The sequence below is a fragment of the Streptomyces sp. SID12488 genome (genome assembly GCF_010548275.1).
Classification (GTDB): Bacteria; Actinomycetota; Actinomycetes; order Streptomycetales; family Streptomycetaceae; genus Streptomyces.
Genome location: NZ_JAAGLT010000008.1, coordinates 1 through 17,100 on the forward strand (window position 1 = coordinate 1; position 17,100 = coordinate 17,100).

The 17,100-nt window shown below is 69.1% G+C and carries 12 protein-coding genes and 2 pseudogenes; 2 read left to right on the forward strand and 12 right to left on the reverse strand.

Annotated elements, in window-relative coordinates; all coding sequences use genetic code 11:
* The 10 genes and pseudogenes from G3I56_RS14925 to iolC form a co-directional block, all read right to left on the reverse strand.
* A pseudogene (locus tag G3I56_RS14925) lies at nucleotides 1–532 on the reverse strand (ABC transporter permease); the annotation flags it as partial.
* Nucleotides 532–1,536, reverse strand: coding sequence for a sugar ABC transporter substrate-binding protein (locus tag G3I56_RS14930; RefSeq protein WP_164409463.1), 1,005 nt, complete (start codon nucleotides 1,534–1,536; stop codon nucleotides 532–534). The gene G3I56_RS14930 and the pseudogene G3I56_RS14925, both read right to left, overlap by 1 nt.
* Nucleotides 1,537–2,074: 538 nt before the next feature.
* The gene (locus G3I56_RS14935; protein WP_164409464.1) at nucleotides 2,075–2,941 is read right to left on the reverse strand and encodes a sugar phosphate isomerase/epimerase; all 867 of its coding nucleotides are present in this window, start codon (nucleotides 2,939–2,941) and stop codon (nucleotides 2,075–2,077) included.
* The gene (locus G3I56_RS14940) at nucleotides 2,938–3,957 is read right to left on the reverse strand and encodes a Gfo/Idh/MocA family oxidoreductase (RefSeq protein WP_164409465.1); all 1,020 of its coding nucleotides are present in this window, start codon (nucleotides 3,955–3,957) and stop codon (nucleotides 2,938–2,940) included. Before G3I56_RS14940 ends, G3I56_RS14935 begins: the two co-directional genes overlap by 4 nt.
* A gap of 35 nt (nucleotides 3,958–3,992) precedes the next feature.
* Nucleotides 3,993–4,991 (reverse strand): TIM barrel protein, encoded by a 999-nt coding sequence (locus G3I56_RS14945; RefSeq protein WP_164409466.1) that lies wholly within the window; start codon nucleotides 4,989–4,991, stop codon nucleotides 3,993–3,995.
* 12 nt (nucleotides 4,992–5,003) lie between these two features.
* Entirely contained in the window at nucleotides 5,004–6,500 is a 1,497-nt protein-coding gene (locus G3I56_RS14950; RefSeq protein ID WP_164409467.1) for a CoA-acylating methylmalonate-semialdehyde dehydrogenase, read from the reverse strand.
* A gap of 13 nt (nucleotides 6,501–6,513) precedes the next feature.
* Nucleotides 6,514–8,397 (reverse strand): 3D-(3,5/4)-trihydroxycyclohexane-1,2-dione acylhydrolase (decyclizing), encoded by a 1,884-nt coding sequence (gene iolD / locus G3I56_RS14955; RefSeq protein WP_164409468.1) that lies wholly within the window; start codon nucleotides 8,395–8,397, stop codon nucleotides 6,514–6,516.
* Nucleotides 8,397–8,555, reverse strand: a pseudogene (locus G3I56_RS14960) (5-deoxy-glucuronate isomerase); the annotation flags it as partial. The gene iolD and the pseudogene G3I56_RS14960, both read right to left, overlap by 1 nt.
* Complete coding sequence (locus tag G3I56_RS14965) at nucleotides 8,546–9,418, reverse strand: aldolase (RefSeq protein WP_164409469.1); 873 nt, start codon at nucleotides 9,416–9,418, stop codon at nucleotides 8,546–8,548. The gene G3I56_RS14965 and the pseudogene G3I56_RS14960, both read right to left, overlap by 10 nt.
* 4 nt (nucleotides 9,419–9,422) lie before the next feature.
* Nucleotides 9,423–10,397, reverse strand: coding sequence for a 5-dehydro-2-deoxygluconokinase (gene iolC, locus G3I56_RS14970; protein WP_164409470.1), 975 nt, complete (start codon nucleotides 10,395–10,397; stop codon nucleotides 9,423–9,425).
* 213 nt (nucleotides 10,398–10,610) lie between these two features.
* Between iolC and G3I56_RS14975 the strand changes: the two genes are divergently transcribed.
* Together G3I56_RS14975 and G3I56_RS14980 are read left to right on the forward strand one after the other, a co-directional pair.
* Entirely contained in the window at nucleotides 10,611–11,612 is a 1,002-nt protein-coding gene (locus G3I56_RS14975) for a LacI family DNA-binding transcriptional regulator (protein ID WP_164409670.1), read from the forward strand.
* A 314-nt stretch (nucleotides 11,613–11,926) separates the two neighbouring features.
* Nucleotides 11,927–12,553: a class I SAM-dependent methyltransferase gene (locus G3I56_RS14980; protein WP_164409471.1), complete on the forward strand. Its 627-nt coding sequence runs from the start codon at nucleotides 11,927–11,929 to the stop codon at nucleotides 12,551–12,553.
* Nucleotides 12,554–13,566: 1,013 nt separating this feature from the next.
* Here the strand turns inward: G3I56_RS14980 and G3I56_RS14985 are convergent.
* Nucleotides 13,567–13,914, reverse strand: a complete 348-nt coding sequence (locus tag G3I56_RS14985; protein WP_164409671.1) for a DUF1330 domain-containing protein — start codon at nucleotides 13,912–13,914, stop codon at nucleotides 13,567–13,569.
* 338 nt (nucleotides 13,915–14,252) lie between these two features.
* Complete coding sequence (locus G3I56_RS14990) at nucleotides 14,253–16,928, reverse strand: RICIN domain-containing protein (protein WP_239134903.1); 2,676 nt, start codon at nucleotides 16,926–16,928, stop codon at nucleotides 14,253–14,255.
* Nucleotides 16,929–17,100: the final 172 nt, after the last annotated feature.

The window sequence follows — 17,100 nt, forward strand, 5'->3', positions numbered from 1 at the left end:
AGTCGGACGCCACGTTCCCGGTGAAGATCTTCGTGACGGCGAGGTTGGCGCCCTGCAGGATCAGGAACGAGCCCAGGGTGACCAGGAAGCTCGGCAGTCCGGTCTTGATCAGAACCCAGCCGTTGAACGCGCCCACGGCGAGGGAGACGATCAGGGCGACGAACACGCCGGTCCACACGTTCATCGACAGCTGGAAGCTGAGGATCGCGGCGGTCAGCGCCGAGGTCGTGACCGCGACACCGGCGGACAGGTCGAACTCCCCGCCGATCATCAACAGGGCCACCGGCAACGCCATGATGCCCATCACGGACGCCTGGTAGAGCACCGTCGCCAGCGCGCTCGTCTCACGGAACGAAGGCGCCGCCGCGAAGAAGAACAGGTACACACCGATCGCCGCGATCAACGCACCCACCTCGGGGCGACCGAGCAGCCTGCGCCCCAGGGACCGCTGGTTGGTGCGCCCGTCCTTCTGAGCGGCCGGCGGAGCCGGCGGCGAGGAACTCGCCGCCGGAGCCGTTGCCTGACTCGACATCACCGAGTGCCCTTCGCGGCGAACGCGGCCACGGCGTCGGCGTTGTCCTTGGTGATGAAGGCCGGGCCGGTGAGGACGGGTGCGGTGCCGCCGCCGCTGAAGTTGCCGTTGGTCTTGTAGAGCCACAGGGAGTCGACGGAGAGGTAGCCCTGGAGGTAGGGCTGCTGGTCCACCGCGAACTGGATGCTGCCGTCCTGGACGGCCGTCACCAGGTCTTTGTTGAGGTCGAACGTGGCGATCTTGGCCTTGCTGTTCGCGTCGGACACCGACTGGATCGCGGTCAGGGCGAACGGGGCGCCGAGGGTGACGACCTCGTCGATGGACTTGTCCTGGTTGAGCTTCGCGGTGATCGTCGACTTCACGGACGGCATGTCGGTGCCGTTGACGTAGAGGTTGTCGGTCTTGCCGGCGAAGCCCTTCTTCAGGCCGGCGCAGCGGGCCTCGAGGGCGACATGGCCCTGTTCCTGGACGACGCACAGGGCGTGCTTGGCGCCGAGCTGGTTGAGGCGTTCGCCGAAGGCCTGGCCGGCGATGTTCTCGTCCTGGCCGAAGTACTCCAGCATGCCGAGCTTCTTCCAGTCGTCGAGGCCCGCGTTGAAGCCGACGACGGGAATGCCCGCGGCGGTGGCCTTGGCCACGGCGTCCTTCATGGCGTCGGGCTTGGCCGCGGTGAGCGCGATGCCGTCGACCTTCTGGTCGATCGCGTTCTGCACAAGGTTGGCCTGGTTGCCGGCGCTCGGGTCGCTGGAGTAGATGAGCTTGATGTTGTCCTTGGCGGCAGCGGCTTCGGCGCCCTTGCGGATCAGGTCCCAGAAGGTGTCACCGGGGGCGGCGTGGGTGATCATCGCGACCGTCATCCGGGGGGTGTCGGCCTTGCCCGCGGAAGCGGCGGCACCGCTTTCCTCGGACTTCTTGCCGCCGGAGCTGCTGGAACAGCCGGTGGCAAGCAGGGCCCCGGTGATGGCGACGGCGGCCAGAGTGGCGGCTCGGTGGTTTCTGTACATGTCCCTCGCACCTCGCTGTGCTGGTAAGGATGGCTTTGTGTCGGGCGGTGTGGAGCGGCTTCGGGTATGTGCCTGGCCGGTGTCCGCAGCGTGTGACAGACACCGGCTGAGGGTGTGGGATGACTCCGCGGTGATGGCCGGAGCCGGCGGGTCGGCGGCCGCGGTCAGCGGATGTGCCCTCGGGCCGCGGGGCCGGTGGGCGGGAGCGCCTGCCGGCGGCGGAGCGTCGCGCTCGGTGGTCTTGGTGCGGACCACCCGGCTAACTCACTAGAGCGCTTTATTAGCGCGCTCTAGTTGGCGTAACTATGGATCCGGCCACCAGTGATGTCAATAACCTTGTCAGGACGTATCGACAAGGTCTGTGCGCTCTGACGTTCCGGTCGTTGCTGCCGAGGTGCTTGGCCCTGACAGGGGCACCGCATGGGTCGCCACGGTGCCACGGAGCGGTGTGAGTGGTGCCAGGGCGGAGGCGGAACGCTGGGCACGGTGGGGCGCCGGTCGTCACCGCTTGACCGGGGTCGGTCGGCCAAGGCTTCGCTCAGGAAGCGAGTTCCTTGCGGATGCGGTCGAGCATGAAGGCGGAGGATTCGTGGGCTCGTTCCTCCCAGGCGAAGACGCAGGCGGTGGCGACACCGTCGAAGTCCAGCTCGCGCAGGGTGCCGAAGAAGGCGTTCCAGTCGACCTCGCCCTGGCCGATGTCCAGGTGCTGATGGATACGGGCGGTGGTGCCGGGCGGGTTGAGGATGTAGCGCAGCCCCGAGGATCCCTTGTGGTTGAACGAGTCGGCGATGTGCACATGCTGGAGCTTGTCGCCCGCATGACGCATCATCGCCGCGATGTCGGCCGACGGATCGGCTCCGGACAGATGGAAGGAGTGCGGGGCGCAGTAAAGGTAGTTCACCCAGGGCTTGTTGACAGCGCGAACCAGGTCGACCGCTGGGGTGTTCTCCTCGCAGAAGTCGTCCGGGTGCGCCTCCAGGTTCAGTGCGATGCCCTCCCGCTCGAACAGCGGCAGCAGTTCCTCCAGTGAGCGCCAGAAGGCGGCCTCGCTCTCGGCGGCGCGCTCGGGGCGGCCGTTGAACTCCGAGTTCATCAGTGGGCATTCGAGGTCGGCGGTGATCTCGATCATCCGCTTCCAGTAGCGGATGGCGGTCTGCCGCTCGGTTTCGTCCGGCGAGGACCACTTGTACAGCGGCAGCACCGAGGAGAGTTGAACTCCGTGTGTGCGCAGGGAGTTCTTCAGTTCCGCGATCCGCTCGTCGTCCGCGCGCGGATGCAGGAAGAACGGCATGAAGTCGTCGCGCGGCGACAACTCGATGTACTCGTAGCCGAGTTCGGCCACCGTGCGCACCATGTCGTCGATCGGCAGGTGGCGGAACATGTACGGGTCGAGGGAGATCTTCACGCGGCACCTCCGTAGAGCGCGGGCCTGGGCTTCATGTCGGCGGCGACGACGGCGCCGTCGGACTGGAGGGAGGAGACGGCCGCGTCGGTGATGACAGTCGCCGCGTAACCGTCCCAGGCGGAAGGCCCGGTGGGCTCGGCACCCGTCGCGACGCCGGCGATCCACTCACGGAACTCGGTGTCGAAGGCCTCGGCGAAGCGGGCCTTCCAGTCCTGCGGTACGGCGCTGCTGTGCTGTCCGGCGGTACGGACGGCGACGGCTGCCGGGGTGGGCAGCCGCACGAGACCGTCCTCGCCGACCACCTCGCACTGGATGTCGTAGCCGTACTGGCAGTTGACGAAGACCTCCAGATCGATCCGGACACCGCTCGCGGTCTCGAAGAGCATGATCTGTGGGTCCTTCAGGTGCTCGAACCGCTTGCTCGTGGCGCGCGGAGTGATCACCTGGGCGGAGACGATCTCATCGTCCAGCAGCCAGCGCAGTACGTCGATCTCGTGGACGGCGGTGTCCTGCGCGGCCATCGGGGAGGTGTACGCGTCCGGGACGGTCGGGTTGCGGTGCGCGCAGTGCACGATCAGAGGCGTACCGAGGGATCCTGAGGTCAGGACGGCCTTCATCTGCCGGTAGCCGGGATCGAAGCGGCGCATGAAGCCGACCTGGACCAGACGGCGGCCGTGGGCGCGCTCGGCCTCGACGACGCGCAGACAGTCCTCGGTGGTGGTGGCCAGCGGCTTCTCGCAGAAAACGGGCTTGCCGGCCGCGATGGCGTTGAGCACATGCTCGGCGTGGGTCGGGCCCCAGGAGGTGACGAGGACGGCGTCCACGTCGGGGGAGGCGATCAGATCGGCACCGGTGGGCAGCGCGACGGCGCCCAGCCGGGCGGCGACCTCCGCGGCACGCTCGGCGTCGATGTCGGTCACGGCGGAGACCTGCGCCTCTGTGACGACCTCGGCCAGGCGTCGTATGTGGTCCTGGCCGATCATTCCGGCGCCGATGACGCCTACACGTACAGTCATGTCATGTCCTAATCGAGGGGGCGGGAGAGGCGGGCTCATGCCACCGTGGGCGGTGTTGTGCAGTCACCGGCACGCATGGGCGCGAACTGCCGTCCGAGCACTGGGCGTCGAGCCCCGCTGAGCCCGTGTTCGGCCAGGTGCTCCCGGGTGCGTACGGCGATGGGGAGCGGCACCTCGGGCGCGCACGGGTACAGGTCCTGCTCGACGATCACGAACAACTCGGCGTCGAGCTTGCTCAGTTCGGCGACCACGTCAGCGGGGTCGGGCACGCCGGCGGGCGGCGTCACACACACCCCGCGCTTGACGGCCTCCCCGAAGGACAGGTCCTCGGCGGCGACCTGGGCGAGGACGGCCGGGTCCATCTGCTTGATGTGGACGTATCCGACGCGCTCGCCGAACCGGCGTATCAGGTCGAGGTTGTCACCGCCGCCGTAGGCCACGTGGCCGGTGTCCAGGCACAGGTTGGTGTACCGGGAGTCGGACTCGTTGAGCAGGCGCTCGATCTCCGGCTGGGTCTGGATGTGGCTGTCGGCGTGCGGGTGGACGACGAGCCGTACGTCGTACTCGTCGAGGAGGAGCCGGCCGAGCCGGTCGGCGGCGCGGCCGAAGCCGGCCCACTGCTCGGCGGTCAGTTCCGGCGACTCGGTGAACGCGCCGGTCTTCTCGTCCCGGTACATCGGCGGGATGAGGACGAGGTGGTGGGCGCCCGCGGCAGCCGTGAGCGTGGCGACCTGGCGGACATGGGCGAGCATCTCGTCCCATGCCTCCGGACGGTGCAGCGCGCCGAACGCGGTGCCACCGGACACCTGCAGGCCGCGGGCGTCGAGCTCCTCCTTCAGCCGCTGCGGGTCGGTGGGGAGGTAGCCGTACGGGCCGAGCTCCAGCCACTTGTAGCCGGCCTCTGCCAGCTCGTCGAGGAAGCGGGTGGGCGAGACCTGGTGCTCGTCATCGGAGAACCACACGCCCCAGGAGTCGGGCGCGGAGCCGAGACACAGGTTGCCCACGGTGGTACGGAGGGATGCCGTCGTTGCCATGGTGTACGTCCTTCAGCTGGAGGTGGGGAAGTTGAAGCCGGCGTTCACCTGCTGCTTGGGCTGGGGCCAGCGGGTGGTGACGACCTTGGGGCGGGTGTAGAAGCGGACGCCCTCGGGGCCGTGGACGGGGGAGTCACCGATGAGGGAGTCCTTCCAGCCGCCGAAGGAGTAGTACGACATGGGCACCGGGACGGGGACGTTGATGCCGATCATGCCGACCTTGACCCGGCGCTGGAAGCGGCGCGCGGCCTCGCCGCTGCCGGTGAACAGGGCGGTCCCGTTGCCGTACGGATTGGCGTTGATGAGGTCGATGGCCTCGTCGAGCGAGTCGACCCGGACGACGGCGAGGACCGGTCCGAACAGCTCTTCCTTGTAGGCGTCCATCTCGACGGTGACCCGGTCGAGCAGGGACGGCCCGGTGAAGAAGCCCTCCTCGTGGCCGTCGACCTTGAGGCCGCGTCCGTCCACGACGACGGAGGCGCCCTGCGTCGCCGCGACGCCGACGGCGTTCTCGACGCGCTCCTGCGACGCCCTGGTGACGAGCGGCCCCATCTCGGTGCCGGGCACGTCACCGGGCCCGACCCTGACCTCGCGGGCCTTGCGCTCCAGCACCTCGACGAGGGAGTCGGCGGCGTCACCCACGGCCACGGCGACCGAGACGGCCATGCAGCGTTCGCCGGCGGAGCCGTAGGCGCCCGCGGTGATGTGGTTGGCGGTGAACTCGAGGTCGGCGTCGGGCAGGACGACGGCGTGGTTCTTGGCGCCGCCGAGGGCCTGTACGCGCTTGCCGTGCGAAGTGGCCTGCTCGTGCACGTACTTGGCGATCGGTGTCGAGCCGACGAAGGACACGGCCTCGATGTCGGGGTGGGTGAGGATCGCGTCGACTGCGTCCTTGCCGCCGTGGATGACGTTGAAGACGCCGTCGGGGAGGCCTGCCTTCTTGTACAGCCCGGCCACGAAGTTGGCGGCGGACGGGTCGCGCTCGCTCGGCTTGAGGATGAAGGTGTTGCCGGTGGCGATAGCCATGGGATGCATCCAAAGAGGCACCATGGCAGGGAAGTTGAAGGGCGTGATGCCCGCGACGACACCCAGCGGCTGCCGAAAGTCGTGCACGTCGACGCCGCGCGACACCTGGTCGGAGAAGGATCCCTTGAGTACGTCTCCGAGCCCGCACGCGAACTCGACGACCTCCCGGCCGCGGGTGATCTCGCCGCGTGCGTCGTCGACCGTCTTGCCGTGCTCGGCGGAGATGATCCGGCCCAGCTCCTCCTCGTGCTCGACGAGCAACTGGCGGAAGGCGAACATCACTTGGGTGCGCTGCGCGAGCGAGGACTCCGACCACGTCTCGAACGCGGCGGTGGCGGCCACCACGGCCGCATCGACCTCGGCGGCGCCGCCGAGCACGACCCGCGCCTGTTCCTGGCCGGTGGCCGGGTTGAACACCGGCGCGGTGGCGGAGGTGCCTGCGGTGACCGGGGACCCGTTGATCCAGTGCTGGATGGTGGTCATGTCAGGGGTGTCCTTACAGGTAGTGGCGCTGGTCGAGCTTGTGGGAGGCGTACGTCTCGTACGCGGCGCGGGTGGAGTCCAGGGCGGAGGTCTGGGCGACGGGGACGTCCCACCAGCCGTGGCCGGGCGGGTTCGGCCCGTAGAGGTCGGTCTCGACGTGCACGACCGTGGTGCGGGTGGCTGCCTTGGCCTTCTCCATCGCGGCGCGGAACTCGTCGACGGAGGTGGCGTGCAGCACGTCCGCGCCCAGGCTGGAGGCGTTCGCGGCGAGGTCGACGGGGAGGACATCGCCGTCGAGCTGTCCCGAATCGCCGTCGCGGTAGCGGTACTTGGTGCCGAACCGCTGCGAGCCGAGCGACTCGGAGAGCGCCCCGATGGAGGCGAAGCCGTGGTTCTGGACGAGGACGACGATGACCTTCAGGCCTTCGGAGATCATGGTCACGATCTCCTGAGCCATCATCAGATACGAGCCGTCGCCCACGAGTACGACGACCTCGCGCGAGGGGTCGGCCATCTTCGCGCCGAGGCCGGCGGCGACCTCGTAGCCCATGCAGGAGTACGCGTACTCGACGTGGTAGGCCTTCGGATCCCGCGCCCGCCACAGCTGTTGCAGGTCGCCGGGCATGGAGCCGGCCGCGTTGATGACGACGTCACGGTCGCCGAGGACGTCGTTGAGGGCGCCGAGGATCTGGGTCTGGGCGGGGAGGCGGCCGGTGGTGCGCTCCGGTGCGAAGCACTCCTCCTCGATCTCCCTTGTACGGGCGACGAGTTGGCGTGTCCGGTTCCGGTACTCCTGGTCCACATCCCAGTCCGCCAGCGCTCCGGCGAGGGCCTGGATGCCGAGGCGGGCATCCGCGACGAGGGGCTCCGCCGAGTGTTTCACGGCATCCAGGCGGGCGATGTTGAGGTTGACGAAGGTGACGTCGGGGTTGGCGAAGACGGTGTGGCTGGCGGTGGTGAAGTCCGAGTACCGGGTGCCGATGCCGAGGACGACATCGGCATCGCGGGCCAGCTCGTTGGCCGCGTACGAGCCGGTCGAGCCGAGGCCCCCGACCGCGTACGGGTGGTCCCACGGCACCGCGCCCTTGCCGGCGTGGGTGTCGGCGACGGGGATGCCGGTGGCCTCGGCGAAGGCGCGCAGCGTGGTCTCGGAACCGGAGTAGACGGCGCCGCCGCCGGCCACGATCAGGGGTTTCTTCGCGCTGCGGAGAAGGGCGGCGGCCCGCTCGACGGCGGCCGGCTCGGGCACCGGGCGGCCCACGTGCCACACCCGCCGCCGGAAGAACGCGACGGGCCAGTCGTACGCCTCAGCCTGCACGTCCTGTGGCAGGGCGAGGGTGACGGCGCCGGTCTCGACGGGATCGGTGAGCACCCGCATGGCGGCCAGCGCGGCCGGGATCAGCTGCTCGGGCCTGGATATGCGGTCGAAGTACTTCGACACGGCGCGGAAGGCGTCGTTGACGGTGATGTCCCCGCCCCGGGTGTCCTCCAGCTGCTGGAGCACGGGGTCGGCGGCGCGAGTGGCGAACATGTCGGACGGCAGCAGCAGCACCGGGATGCGGTTGGTGGTGGCCAGCGCGGCGCCGGTGATCATGTTCGTCGAGCCGGGGCCGGTCGATGCCGAGCAGGCGAAGGTCGCCAGCCGGTCGCGCATCTTCGCGTAGGCCACCGACGCGTGGACCATGCCCTGCTCGTTGCGGGCCAGGTAGTAGGGGAGATCGGCCTCTTGGGTGACGGCGGCCTGGAGGAGCGCCTGCCCGAGACCGGCCACGTTGCCGTGCCCGAAGATGCCCCACACGCCGGGGATCAGCCGCTGCTCCTGGCCGTCGCGCTCGCTGTGCTGGTTCGCCAGGAAGCGGACCAGGGCCTGCGCGGTGGTGAGCCGGATCGTTTCCATCACTGGTTCTCCTCGGCGCCGAAGGGCAGCCGGTCGTCGATGTCCTGCGTGTCCCAGATCGTGCGCACCCACCCGGGTGCCGGGTCGTCGCAGATCAGCCACGCACGGTCCTGACCCGGACCTGCCAGGTGGTACCTGCCCGTGGCGCTCACAGCAGGCTCACCGCCCTGTCCACCGCCCCGGCGACATCGCCGTTGGACGGGTAGAGGAGGGAGCGGCCCACGACGAGGCCCTGCGCGGTCGGCTGCTTGAGCGCCCTGCCCCAGGACGCGAACGCGGCGGCGGCATCCTTGACCTCGCCGCCGAGCAGCAGTGCGGGGAGCGTGGAGGCGGACAGTACGCGCTCCATGTCGTCCACGACCGGCAGCTTCAGCCAGGTGTAGGCGGTACGCCGACCGAGCCCCGCAGCGATGCTGACCGACTTGACGACAGAATCCGTCGAGAGGTCGTTGCGGACCTTCCCGTCCCGCCAGGAACTGAGGAACGGCTCGACCATGGCGATGAGTTGACGGTCGTTCAGCTCGTTGACGGCACGCGCCGTGTTCTCCAGCGCGGACGGTGTCGCCGGGTCGTCGAGTGCGATCCGGGTGAGCATCTTGCCGCCGTCGAAGCCCATCGCCGCGATCGTCGCCGCGTCGTAGCCGGTGAACCGGTCGTCGATCTCGAAGACGGACCCGGCCAGTCCGGCGCGGTTCATGGAACCGAAGACGCTCTTGCCATCCAGTACGCCGAGCAGGAGAAGGTCTTCGAGGATGTCGGCGGTGGCCAGTACCCCGGTCACTCCGGGCCGTTCCAGGGCGGTGCACAGGCGGTCGAGGAGTTCGAAGCGGTCGGCCATGGCGTTCGGGTCGCCGCCCACGCCGTTGGCGCCGCGTGCGGGATGGTCGGCGGCGATGATCATCGCCCTGCCGTGCTCGCCGAGGGGCGAGGCTGCCCTCACCCGGCGTTCGGCTGCCACCGCGATGGCGCCGGGGTCGCCGACCCGGGCTGCCACGATCCGGTTCACGTTGTCGGACAGCACGTCGTCACACCTTTCCTTGGACGGCGGAGGCGGCGATGGACGCCTCGCGGAGCTTGGCCTCGACCTCGGCCCGGGTCGGCATGGCGTCGGAACATGACAACCGGCCAGCCACGATCGCGCCGGCCGCGTTGGCGAATGCGATGGTGCGGCGGGTGTCCCAGCCGGACAGCAGGCCGTGGCACAGGGCGCCGCCGAAGGCGTCACCCGCGCCGAGCCCGTTGACGACGTCCACCGGGACCGGCGGGATCTCGGCGGCCGAGCCGTCACGGCCCACCGCCAGCACACCCTTGGGGCCCTGCTTGACCACGGCCAGCTCCACGCCGGCCGCCAGCAGCGCCTTCGCGGCGGCGTACGGCTCACGCTCGCCGGTCGCGACCTCGCACTCGTCGAGGTTGCCGACCGCGACGCTGGTGTGGCGAAGGGCCTCGGCGTAGTACGCACGGGCGTCCGCCGGGTTGCTCCAGAACATCGGCCGCCAGTCGAGGTCGAACACCGTCGGCCCCGCCTTCGCCCGGTGGGCGAGTGCCGCGAGCGTGGCCGAGCGGCTCGGCTCCTCACTCAGACCGGTGCCGGTGACCCAGAGGATCCGGGCGTCGCGTACGGCCGCAAGGTCCAGCTCCTCCGGACGAATGTCCAGGTCGGGAGCCTTGGGCAGCCGGTAGAAGTACAGGGGGAAGTCGTCCGGCGGGAAGATCTCGCAGAACGTCACCGGCGTCGGCGCGATGTCCGACGTACCGACGAAGCGGGTGTCGACGCCGTAGCCCTCCAGGGCCGACCGCACGAAGTCGCCGAAGGGGTCCCGGCCCGTCCTGGTGATCACGGCCGCGGAGTGCCCGTAACGGGCGGCGGCCACGGCGACGTTGGTGGGGCTGCCGCCGAGGTACTTGCCGAACGACGTGACCTCCGCCAGCCCCACGCCCGTCTGCAGCGGATACACATCCACTCCCACACGGCCCATGGCCATTACATCGAACGGCATCGCTGGGTTCCCTTCGCTCCGGAGGTACCGGGGAGTCCCTCGGGGGATGTTTCGCTCTCGCGCTCTACTAGCGCGCTCTAGGTGAGTACGATGGGCCCCGTCCAAATGTCATGTCAATAGCTTGTTGCCGGGAGATTTCGCGACCGCCCTCGGGGTGGGGTGCGTCAAAGGGGGTTTTCACAGGTGGATGCGTCAGCCAAGCAGCGGCCCACGATGGCGGACGTAGCCGCGAAGGCAGGCGTGTCCAGGGCGCTCGTATCGATCATTTTCCGTGGTCGGCCGGGGGCCAGTCAGGAGACCCGTGAGCGGGTCCTGCGCGTCGCCGACGAGATCGGCTACCACCCCGACAACGCGGCCAGGCTGCTCGCCCGGGGCCGCAGCCGCACGCTCGGCGTGATGTTCACCGTGCACCAGACCTTCCACCTGGACCTCATCGCGGGCATCTACCCCGAGGCCGAACGACTCGGCTACGACGTCCTGCTCTCCGCGGCCACGGACAGCCGGGAGGAGACCAAAGCTGTCGAGGCTCTGCTCGGTCACCGTTGCGAGGCGGTGATCCTGCTCGGCTCCGACGCGAAGGCTGAGTACCTCGACGAGCTGGGGCGTCGTACGGTCACCGTGTCGGTCAGTCGCCGGGTGCCCCACGCCAATGTCGACTTCGTACACTCGGCCGAGGGCAAGGGGGTGCGGCAGGCGATGGACCATCTCGTCGAGCTGGGGCACCGTCGGATCGTGCACATCGACGGCGGCAGCGGCCCTGGGTCGGCGGAGCGGCGGCGCGCCTATCGGGCCGCGATGCGCCGCCACGGGCTGGAGTCCGAGGCGCGGGTCATTCCGGGTGACCACACCGAACTGTCGGGTATCGAGACAGGGGAGTCGCTTCTGGCCGAGCGCGGGCGGGGACAGCCTCTGCCGACCGCGGTCCTCGCGGGCAACGACCGGTGTGCGTGGGGGCTGTTGATGTCCTTGACGCGGGCACGGGTCGAAGTCCCAGGGGACGTGTCGGTCGTCGGATACGACGACAGTCATCTGTCCCACCTGATGCCGATCGGGCTGACCACGGTACGCCAGGACGCGGTCCTCATGGCGGAGAACGCGGTGCGCTTCGCCGTGGAGCGGCTGGAGGGCCAGGGCGTGGCACCGCGGGAGGCTGTGCTGGACCCGAAACTGGTGGTCAGGGGGACCAGCGGGCCGGTTCCGCAGCCCCGAGCCTGAGCTGCGTGGTCTCTGCTTGACGAGACGGCGCTGCGCCGGTGGCCAGGGGTCGACCGGGGCCTCAGAGAAGTGCCCCGCTGTCCTGAGGGAGATCCTCCTCCACGCGGCACGGGGGAGTTCACCACTGGTTGCACGGCGCTCCGGCAGGCGGGCGACCAGGTATGGGTGCTGAGGCAGAGCCCGGCCGGGCGGCTGTTCGAGCCTCGCCCTGTGTACCTTCGTGGCAGGCCGCGAAGTCCACACCTGCGAGGGTGGAAGTGCGATGGCACCGTCCTCACCCTGATGGGCGAGGCTGATCGGAAGGCAAGCCGAACATGACCGGGCAACGCGACCGTTGGGCGGAACTGACCGGCGGACAGGCCGGAGAGGAATACGCTGCGCGATTCGCGCGGCTCGCCGAGTCGGGGCACGACATCCACGGCGAGGCCGCCTTCTGTGCCGCACTGCTGAAGCACACCGCCCGGATTCTCGACGCCGGATGCGGCACCGGCCGGATCGCGATCCGGCTCGCCGAGCTGGGCCACCACTGCACCGGCGTGGACGTCGACCCCTCGATGCTCGCCGTGGCCCGCCGCGATGCCCCTACGCAAGAGTGGCTCCTCGGTGACCTGGCCCGGCTGGACACACTCGGCCTGCATCCGGGCTTTGACCTGGCACTCGCCGCCGGAAACGTCATCCCGCTGCTGGCACCCGGCACCGAAGCAGCCGTCGTCCGGCAACTGGCCGACACACTGCGCCCCGGCGGGCTGCTGGTCACAGGCATGGGGCTGGACGCGGCGCACCTGCCGCTGCCGAAACCGCCCGTGACTCTTGCGGAGTTCGACCACTGGTGCACGGGGGCCGGACTGACCCTGCGGCAGCGCTACGCCACCTGGAACGGCGATCCCTACCACCACGGCTGCGGCTATGCCGTCAGCGTGCACATCCGCCCCACCACCTGAGTTCGCGCCCTGGCCGCGACTGCCCTCCTCGCACAGAAGACCAAAGCGTGGGCCGTGGGTGAAGCCGAGGGCTATGACCCTCTCCCGGTCGAACTCGATATCGATCAGCGACAGAACCCGGCGTGCGGTCCGGCTCGTCCGACGAGGTGCCCGGCACCGCGACGACTGTCGACAGGATGACGCCGAGCCGGGCGGTGATCGCGGAGCGGACCGGTCGCTGGTGTGGCAGAAGGCTCAGAGGTCACCTCGGACGGCGGGCGAGAGCAGTCGACATACTGGACCGCTGGACCGCCAGGGGCTGTTCCAGGCCCGTCAGGGCCTTCTGGGTGACGATCTATCGGGGCGTGGCGCCATTGCCGAGGATGCTGCTCGCTACGTCGGCCGCCTACTCTCCGATGCGGCCGGTTCGGTCGCCGGCAGGGCGGTGGCGACGGCGGCCAGGGTCTGTGAGCGTCGGCGCGGCCGTGGCCCGGGCCGGGAGCTCGGCGTCGTGGGCCTGACCCGCTCGCCGGCAGCCGAGGGAGCACAGCACGGGATCGTGGCGAATGCCATCGCGCCGTTCGCCGACACCGTCGCCCTGCGGACGATGCTCACGCAGGAGTTCAGCGAACAGAAGCAGGCATCAGGACTGACCCCCGACGTGGTGGCACCAGGTCGCGGCATGGCTCGCCCACGAGAGCTGCACGGTCTCCGGCAAGGTCATCGACGCGGCCGGTGGCGCGGTCAGCGAGGCCTGTATCAGCCAGACCACCGCGACGAAGCCGAACCCTGGCCTGACCCTTGAGGCCATGCCGGCCGTGCTGGAGCGCGCGCTCGACCGCACGGGAGCAGCTCCGTATCCCGGCGGCGGCGAGTTCATCTACGACGTCCTCAAGCCGTATGAGACGACACCTCGGACCACGTGAGCGAGAGCAGGCCGAGGTCCATCAGGAGCCCACGGACGTACGAACGGTGCTGGACAGGTTCGCCATCGACTCAGGTGACCGACCTCAGAGCCGGACCGCACCTGCGGGCTAGTCGGAACGCAGAGCGTCCCGCAGTGCCTTGGCGGAGCCGGCCGGGTCGTAGCCTTCGGGTACGCCTTCGACCAGGACGATGTCGCCCTGGACGTGCCGCGAACGCAACGGCGCGATCTCCTGGTACGCGGGTGAGTCCCACCACGTCCGCGCCTCGGTGATCCCGGGAAAGCCGATCACCACGACGCTCCCGGGCCAGCTGCCTTCCTTGACCTCGTGCTGCGTGAAATGCACGAGGAAGCGTCCGCCGTACGGTTCGAAGGTGGCGGGGATGCGCTCGATGTACTCGGCGATGTCCGGGTGCGGGGCGGCCTCTTGCAGATGAGCGATGGCGTAGGCGGGCATGGTGTCCTTCCCCTTGGTCGACTCTCTACGTCGGGCCACTGCCGAACAGAACGCGCGTGCGAAGCCTACCGTGCGGGCGAAGGCCTCCTCCCAAGGCTTGTAGCTCTCGTCCGGGTCCACGGCGATCCGCCAGGCCACCGAACCGGGCTCGGGCCACTCGCCTCCTGCTCCCTCGTCGTCGGCCCCATCTGCCCGACCTGAAGCAGACGCGAGGGGCAGCCGGGATCATCCGGCTGCCCCTCGCGGTGTTCCACGGCGTCGCGTGTCACCGGACCCCGGTGCGTCAGTGGCCTGTTCCTGTCGGTGGGGCCGGGAGACTCAGCGGGATCCGGTGCCGGTCACGCCTTGCCGAGCAGGCGCCAGATCTGGTTCTTCTTGGTGGTCAGGGCGCTTGCCGCGTCGCAGGTCCACTGGTGGACGAGTGCGCCGGCCGCAGTGGAGATCTCGCTGACGTCGACACACTTGCCGCTGTTGACGGCGACGAGCTGGTAGTCGTGGCTGTTGCCGAGCGCGGTCACCGCGCGGAGGGCGAACCGCTGGTTGGTGCCGCCGTGGCAGGTCCACTGCTGGACGGCGGCCCCGCCCGCGGTGGAGTAGGCGGAGATGTCGAGGCACTTGCCACTGGAGTGGTTGACGACGGTGTAGGTGTCCGTGGCGCCGCTGACGGGGTGGAAGTCGAAGACCTGTTCCTGGCCGCTTCCGCAGGTGTTCTGCCGGTACTGGGTGCCGTCGATGGTGGACTGGGAGGGGTCTTCGAGGCAGAGCGCACTGTGCTGGGCGACGGCCGTGGACGAGAAGCCTGATGAGGCGCCGATGTGCGGGTTCTGGGGCGCGAAGGAGACCTCGTCGAGGTGGGGCGCGGAGCTGGAGCGCATGGGCTGTCCCATGTCGGCGCCGCCGCCGGAGTAGACCAGGCCGATGGTGGTGCCGTCGTAGTTGTAGAGCTGGGAGGCGGTGAACTTCACCGTGTTGGCGCCGGCGGTGAGGGGGACGGGGACGGTGTAGTCGGCGAACTGGTTCCAGTGCAGGGTGTTGGCGAAGTTGACGCGGGTGGCGTCGCCGCCGTTGACGCTGACGTCGGCGTGCTCGACCAGGATGTCGGGGTTGCCGCGGCTGACGGTCATCTTCTCGCCGTTGGCGTAGCGCATGGTCATGGCGTAGGTGCCGGCCGAGGGCGCGTTGACATTGAGGGTGAGGGAGTTGGCGGTTCCGTCGCCGATGCCCGTGACGACGCCGCCGTCCGCCTGGCTGTAGGTGCTGTCGGCCGCCGCGGTGCCCGTGAGGGTGCCGTTCTCGGCCTGGTAGGTGACGACGTTGCCGGTGGTGACGGCACTGGTGGCGCTGAACGGCGTGACGGCCAGGTCGTCCAGGGCCAGGGTGCCGCTGGTGTCGGTCACCTTGACCTTGTTGATGCCGGAGGCCAGGTAGACCCGGTTGGCGGAGGTGGACCAGGCGTTGGTCGTCGCGCCGGAGAGGGTCTGGTCCTTGACGGTCCTGCCGTTGACGGTGAGGTCGGCCTGGCCGGTGTCGCGGAAGCGGGATGTCAGGTCCGCGTATCCGTCCCGGGCGGAGTAGACCCAGAACGTCGCGGACTTGCCGGAGGTCAGGTTCACCGCGCCCGCGCCGGACTGGCCCTGGGAGGTGTAGGTGGCGGTGCCGCTGTCGGAGAGGGAGGCCTGCTCGGCCTCGTAGAGCGTGGTGCCCTGGACGGCGGCGTTCTTGTACTGGAGGTCGATCTTGTCGATGATGGCGTCGCCGACGGTCGCCGCGCTGTTGTCGCCGGTGGTGGCCAGCGTGATGGTGTGGCTGCCCGAGGTGAGGTGCACGGTGGTGTCGCTGTGGCCCCACACCACCCACTGGAAGCCCACCGGTATGTCGACCCTGGTCGAGGGGCCGCCGTCGACCCGCACGTACACGTTCGTCGGGCCCTTGACCAAGGTCGACGCGGCAGAGCTGTTGCCGAGCACCGACAGGTTGTAGTCACCCGTGGTGGGGACGGAGACGGGGAAGGACATCATCGTGGTGGAGCCGGTGCGCAGACCGCCGACGTCCTTGGTGCCGGAGGTGGCGAACTTGGCGATGCTGCTGGTGGTGCCCTCGGTGTTGATGTTGTATCCGCTGCCGCTGAGGGTGGCGTTCTCGGCCTCGTACGTGGCCGACCAGGTGTTGTCGGAAGCGCTGGGGCTGCCGGTGCCGCCCGGGGAGACGATCACTTGGTACGCGGACATGGCGTCCAGGCTGATGGGGAGGGTGATCGAGCCGTCGGAACCGACGGCGACATCCGCGTCGGAGAGCCGTGTCGGGGTGGCGGCAGCGCCTGTGTAGCCGCTGTATCGGTCCTGGAACACGCTCACGTGCACGGTGCTGCCGAAGACCGAGGAGCTGATGTTCCTGATGACCGTGTTCGAGTCACCGCTGGTGCCGCCCCCGGCGAGGATGACGCGAGCCTGCTTCTTGGCGGTGTCGAGGCTCGCCAGGCCCTGAAGGGTGTACGCGTCGTTGTTCGGGGCGCCGGTCACCTGGACTGTGTTGCCGCTCATGGAGCTGTACCAGTTGTACAGCCACCACTGGGCGTTGGGAGTGTTCTGGCCGGCGGCGGAGTCGCCGAGGGTGCCGTTGATGTTCCAGTACGGCAGGTTCCCGTCGACCTTCTCGTCCTCGATGGCCGAGATCCACTGCACCATCTGACCGGGGTCGGTGAGGTGGTACCGGTAGGCGTACTCGTTGAGGTTGACCGGCAACGGCGTGGTGATCCCCGCCGCGGTCTCCAGCGCGCGGTAGGCGTCGACCGTGCTGCGTACGGCCGCCGGGCTGCCCAGGGTGTGCCAGGTCATGACGTCGGACAGGCAGTTGTTGGCCTTGCAGTAGGTGAGGAAGCCGTTGAGGGCGGAGTTCGTGTAGCTGGAGACGTTGGGGCCGGCCAGCCGTGCCTCGGGCCAGATGCCCTTGATGAAGTCGTAGGTCTGCAGCCACTCGGCGTTGAACGCGGCCAGCGACCCTCCGTTGGTGCGCATGCCCGGGTACCACATGCCGTCGGGCTCGTTGTAGGGGACGAAGACGATCCTGTCCTGTAGGGGCTGGCCATCGCCTGCTCGACCTGGGTCTTCATCGCTGCCTGATAGGCGGCGTAGTTGGTCCGTTCGTAGGAGAACGTGCGGTACACGTCCGTCATGTAGATGAAGACGT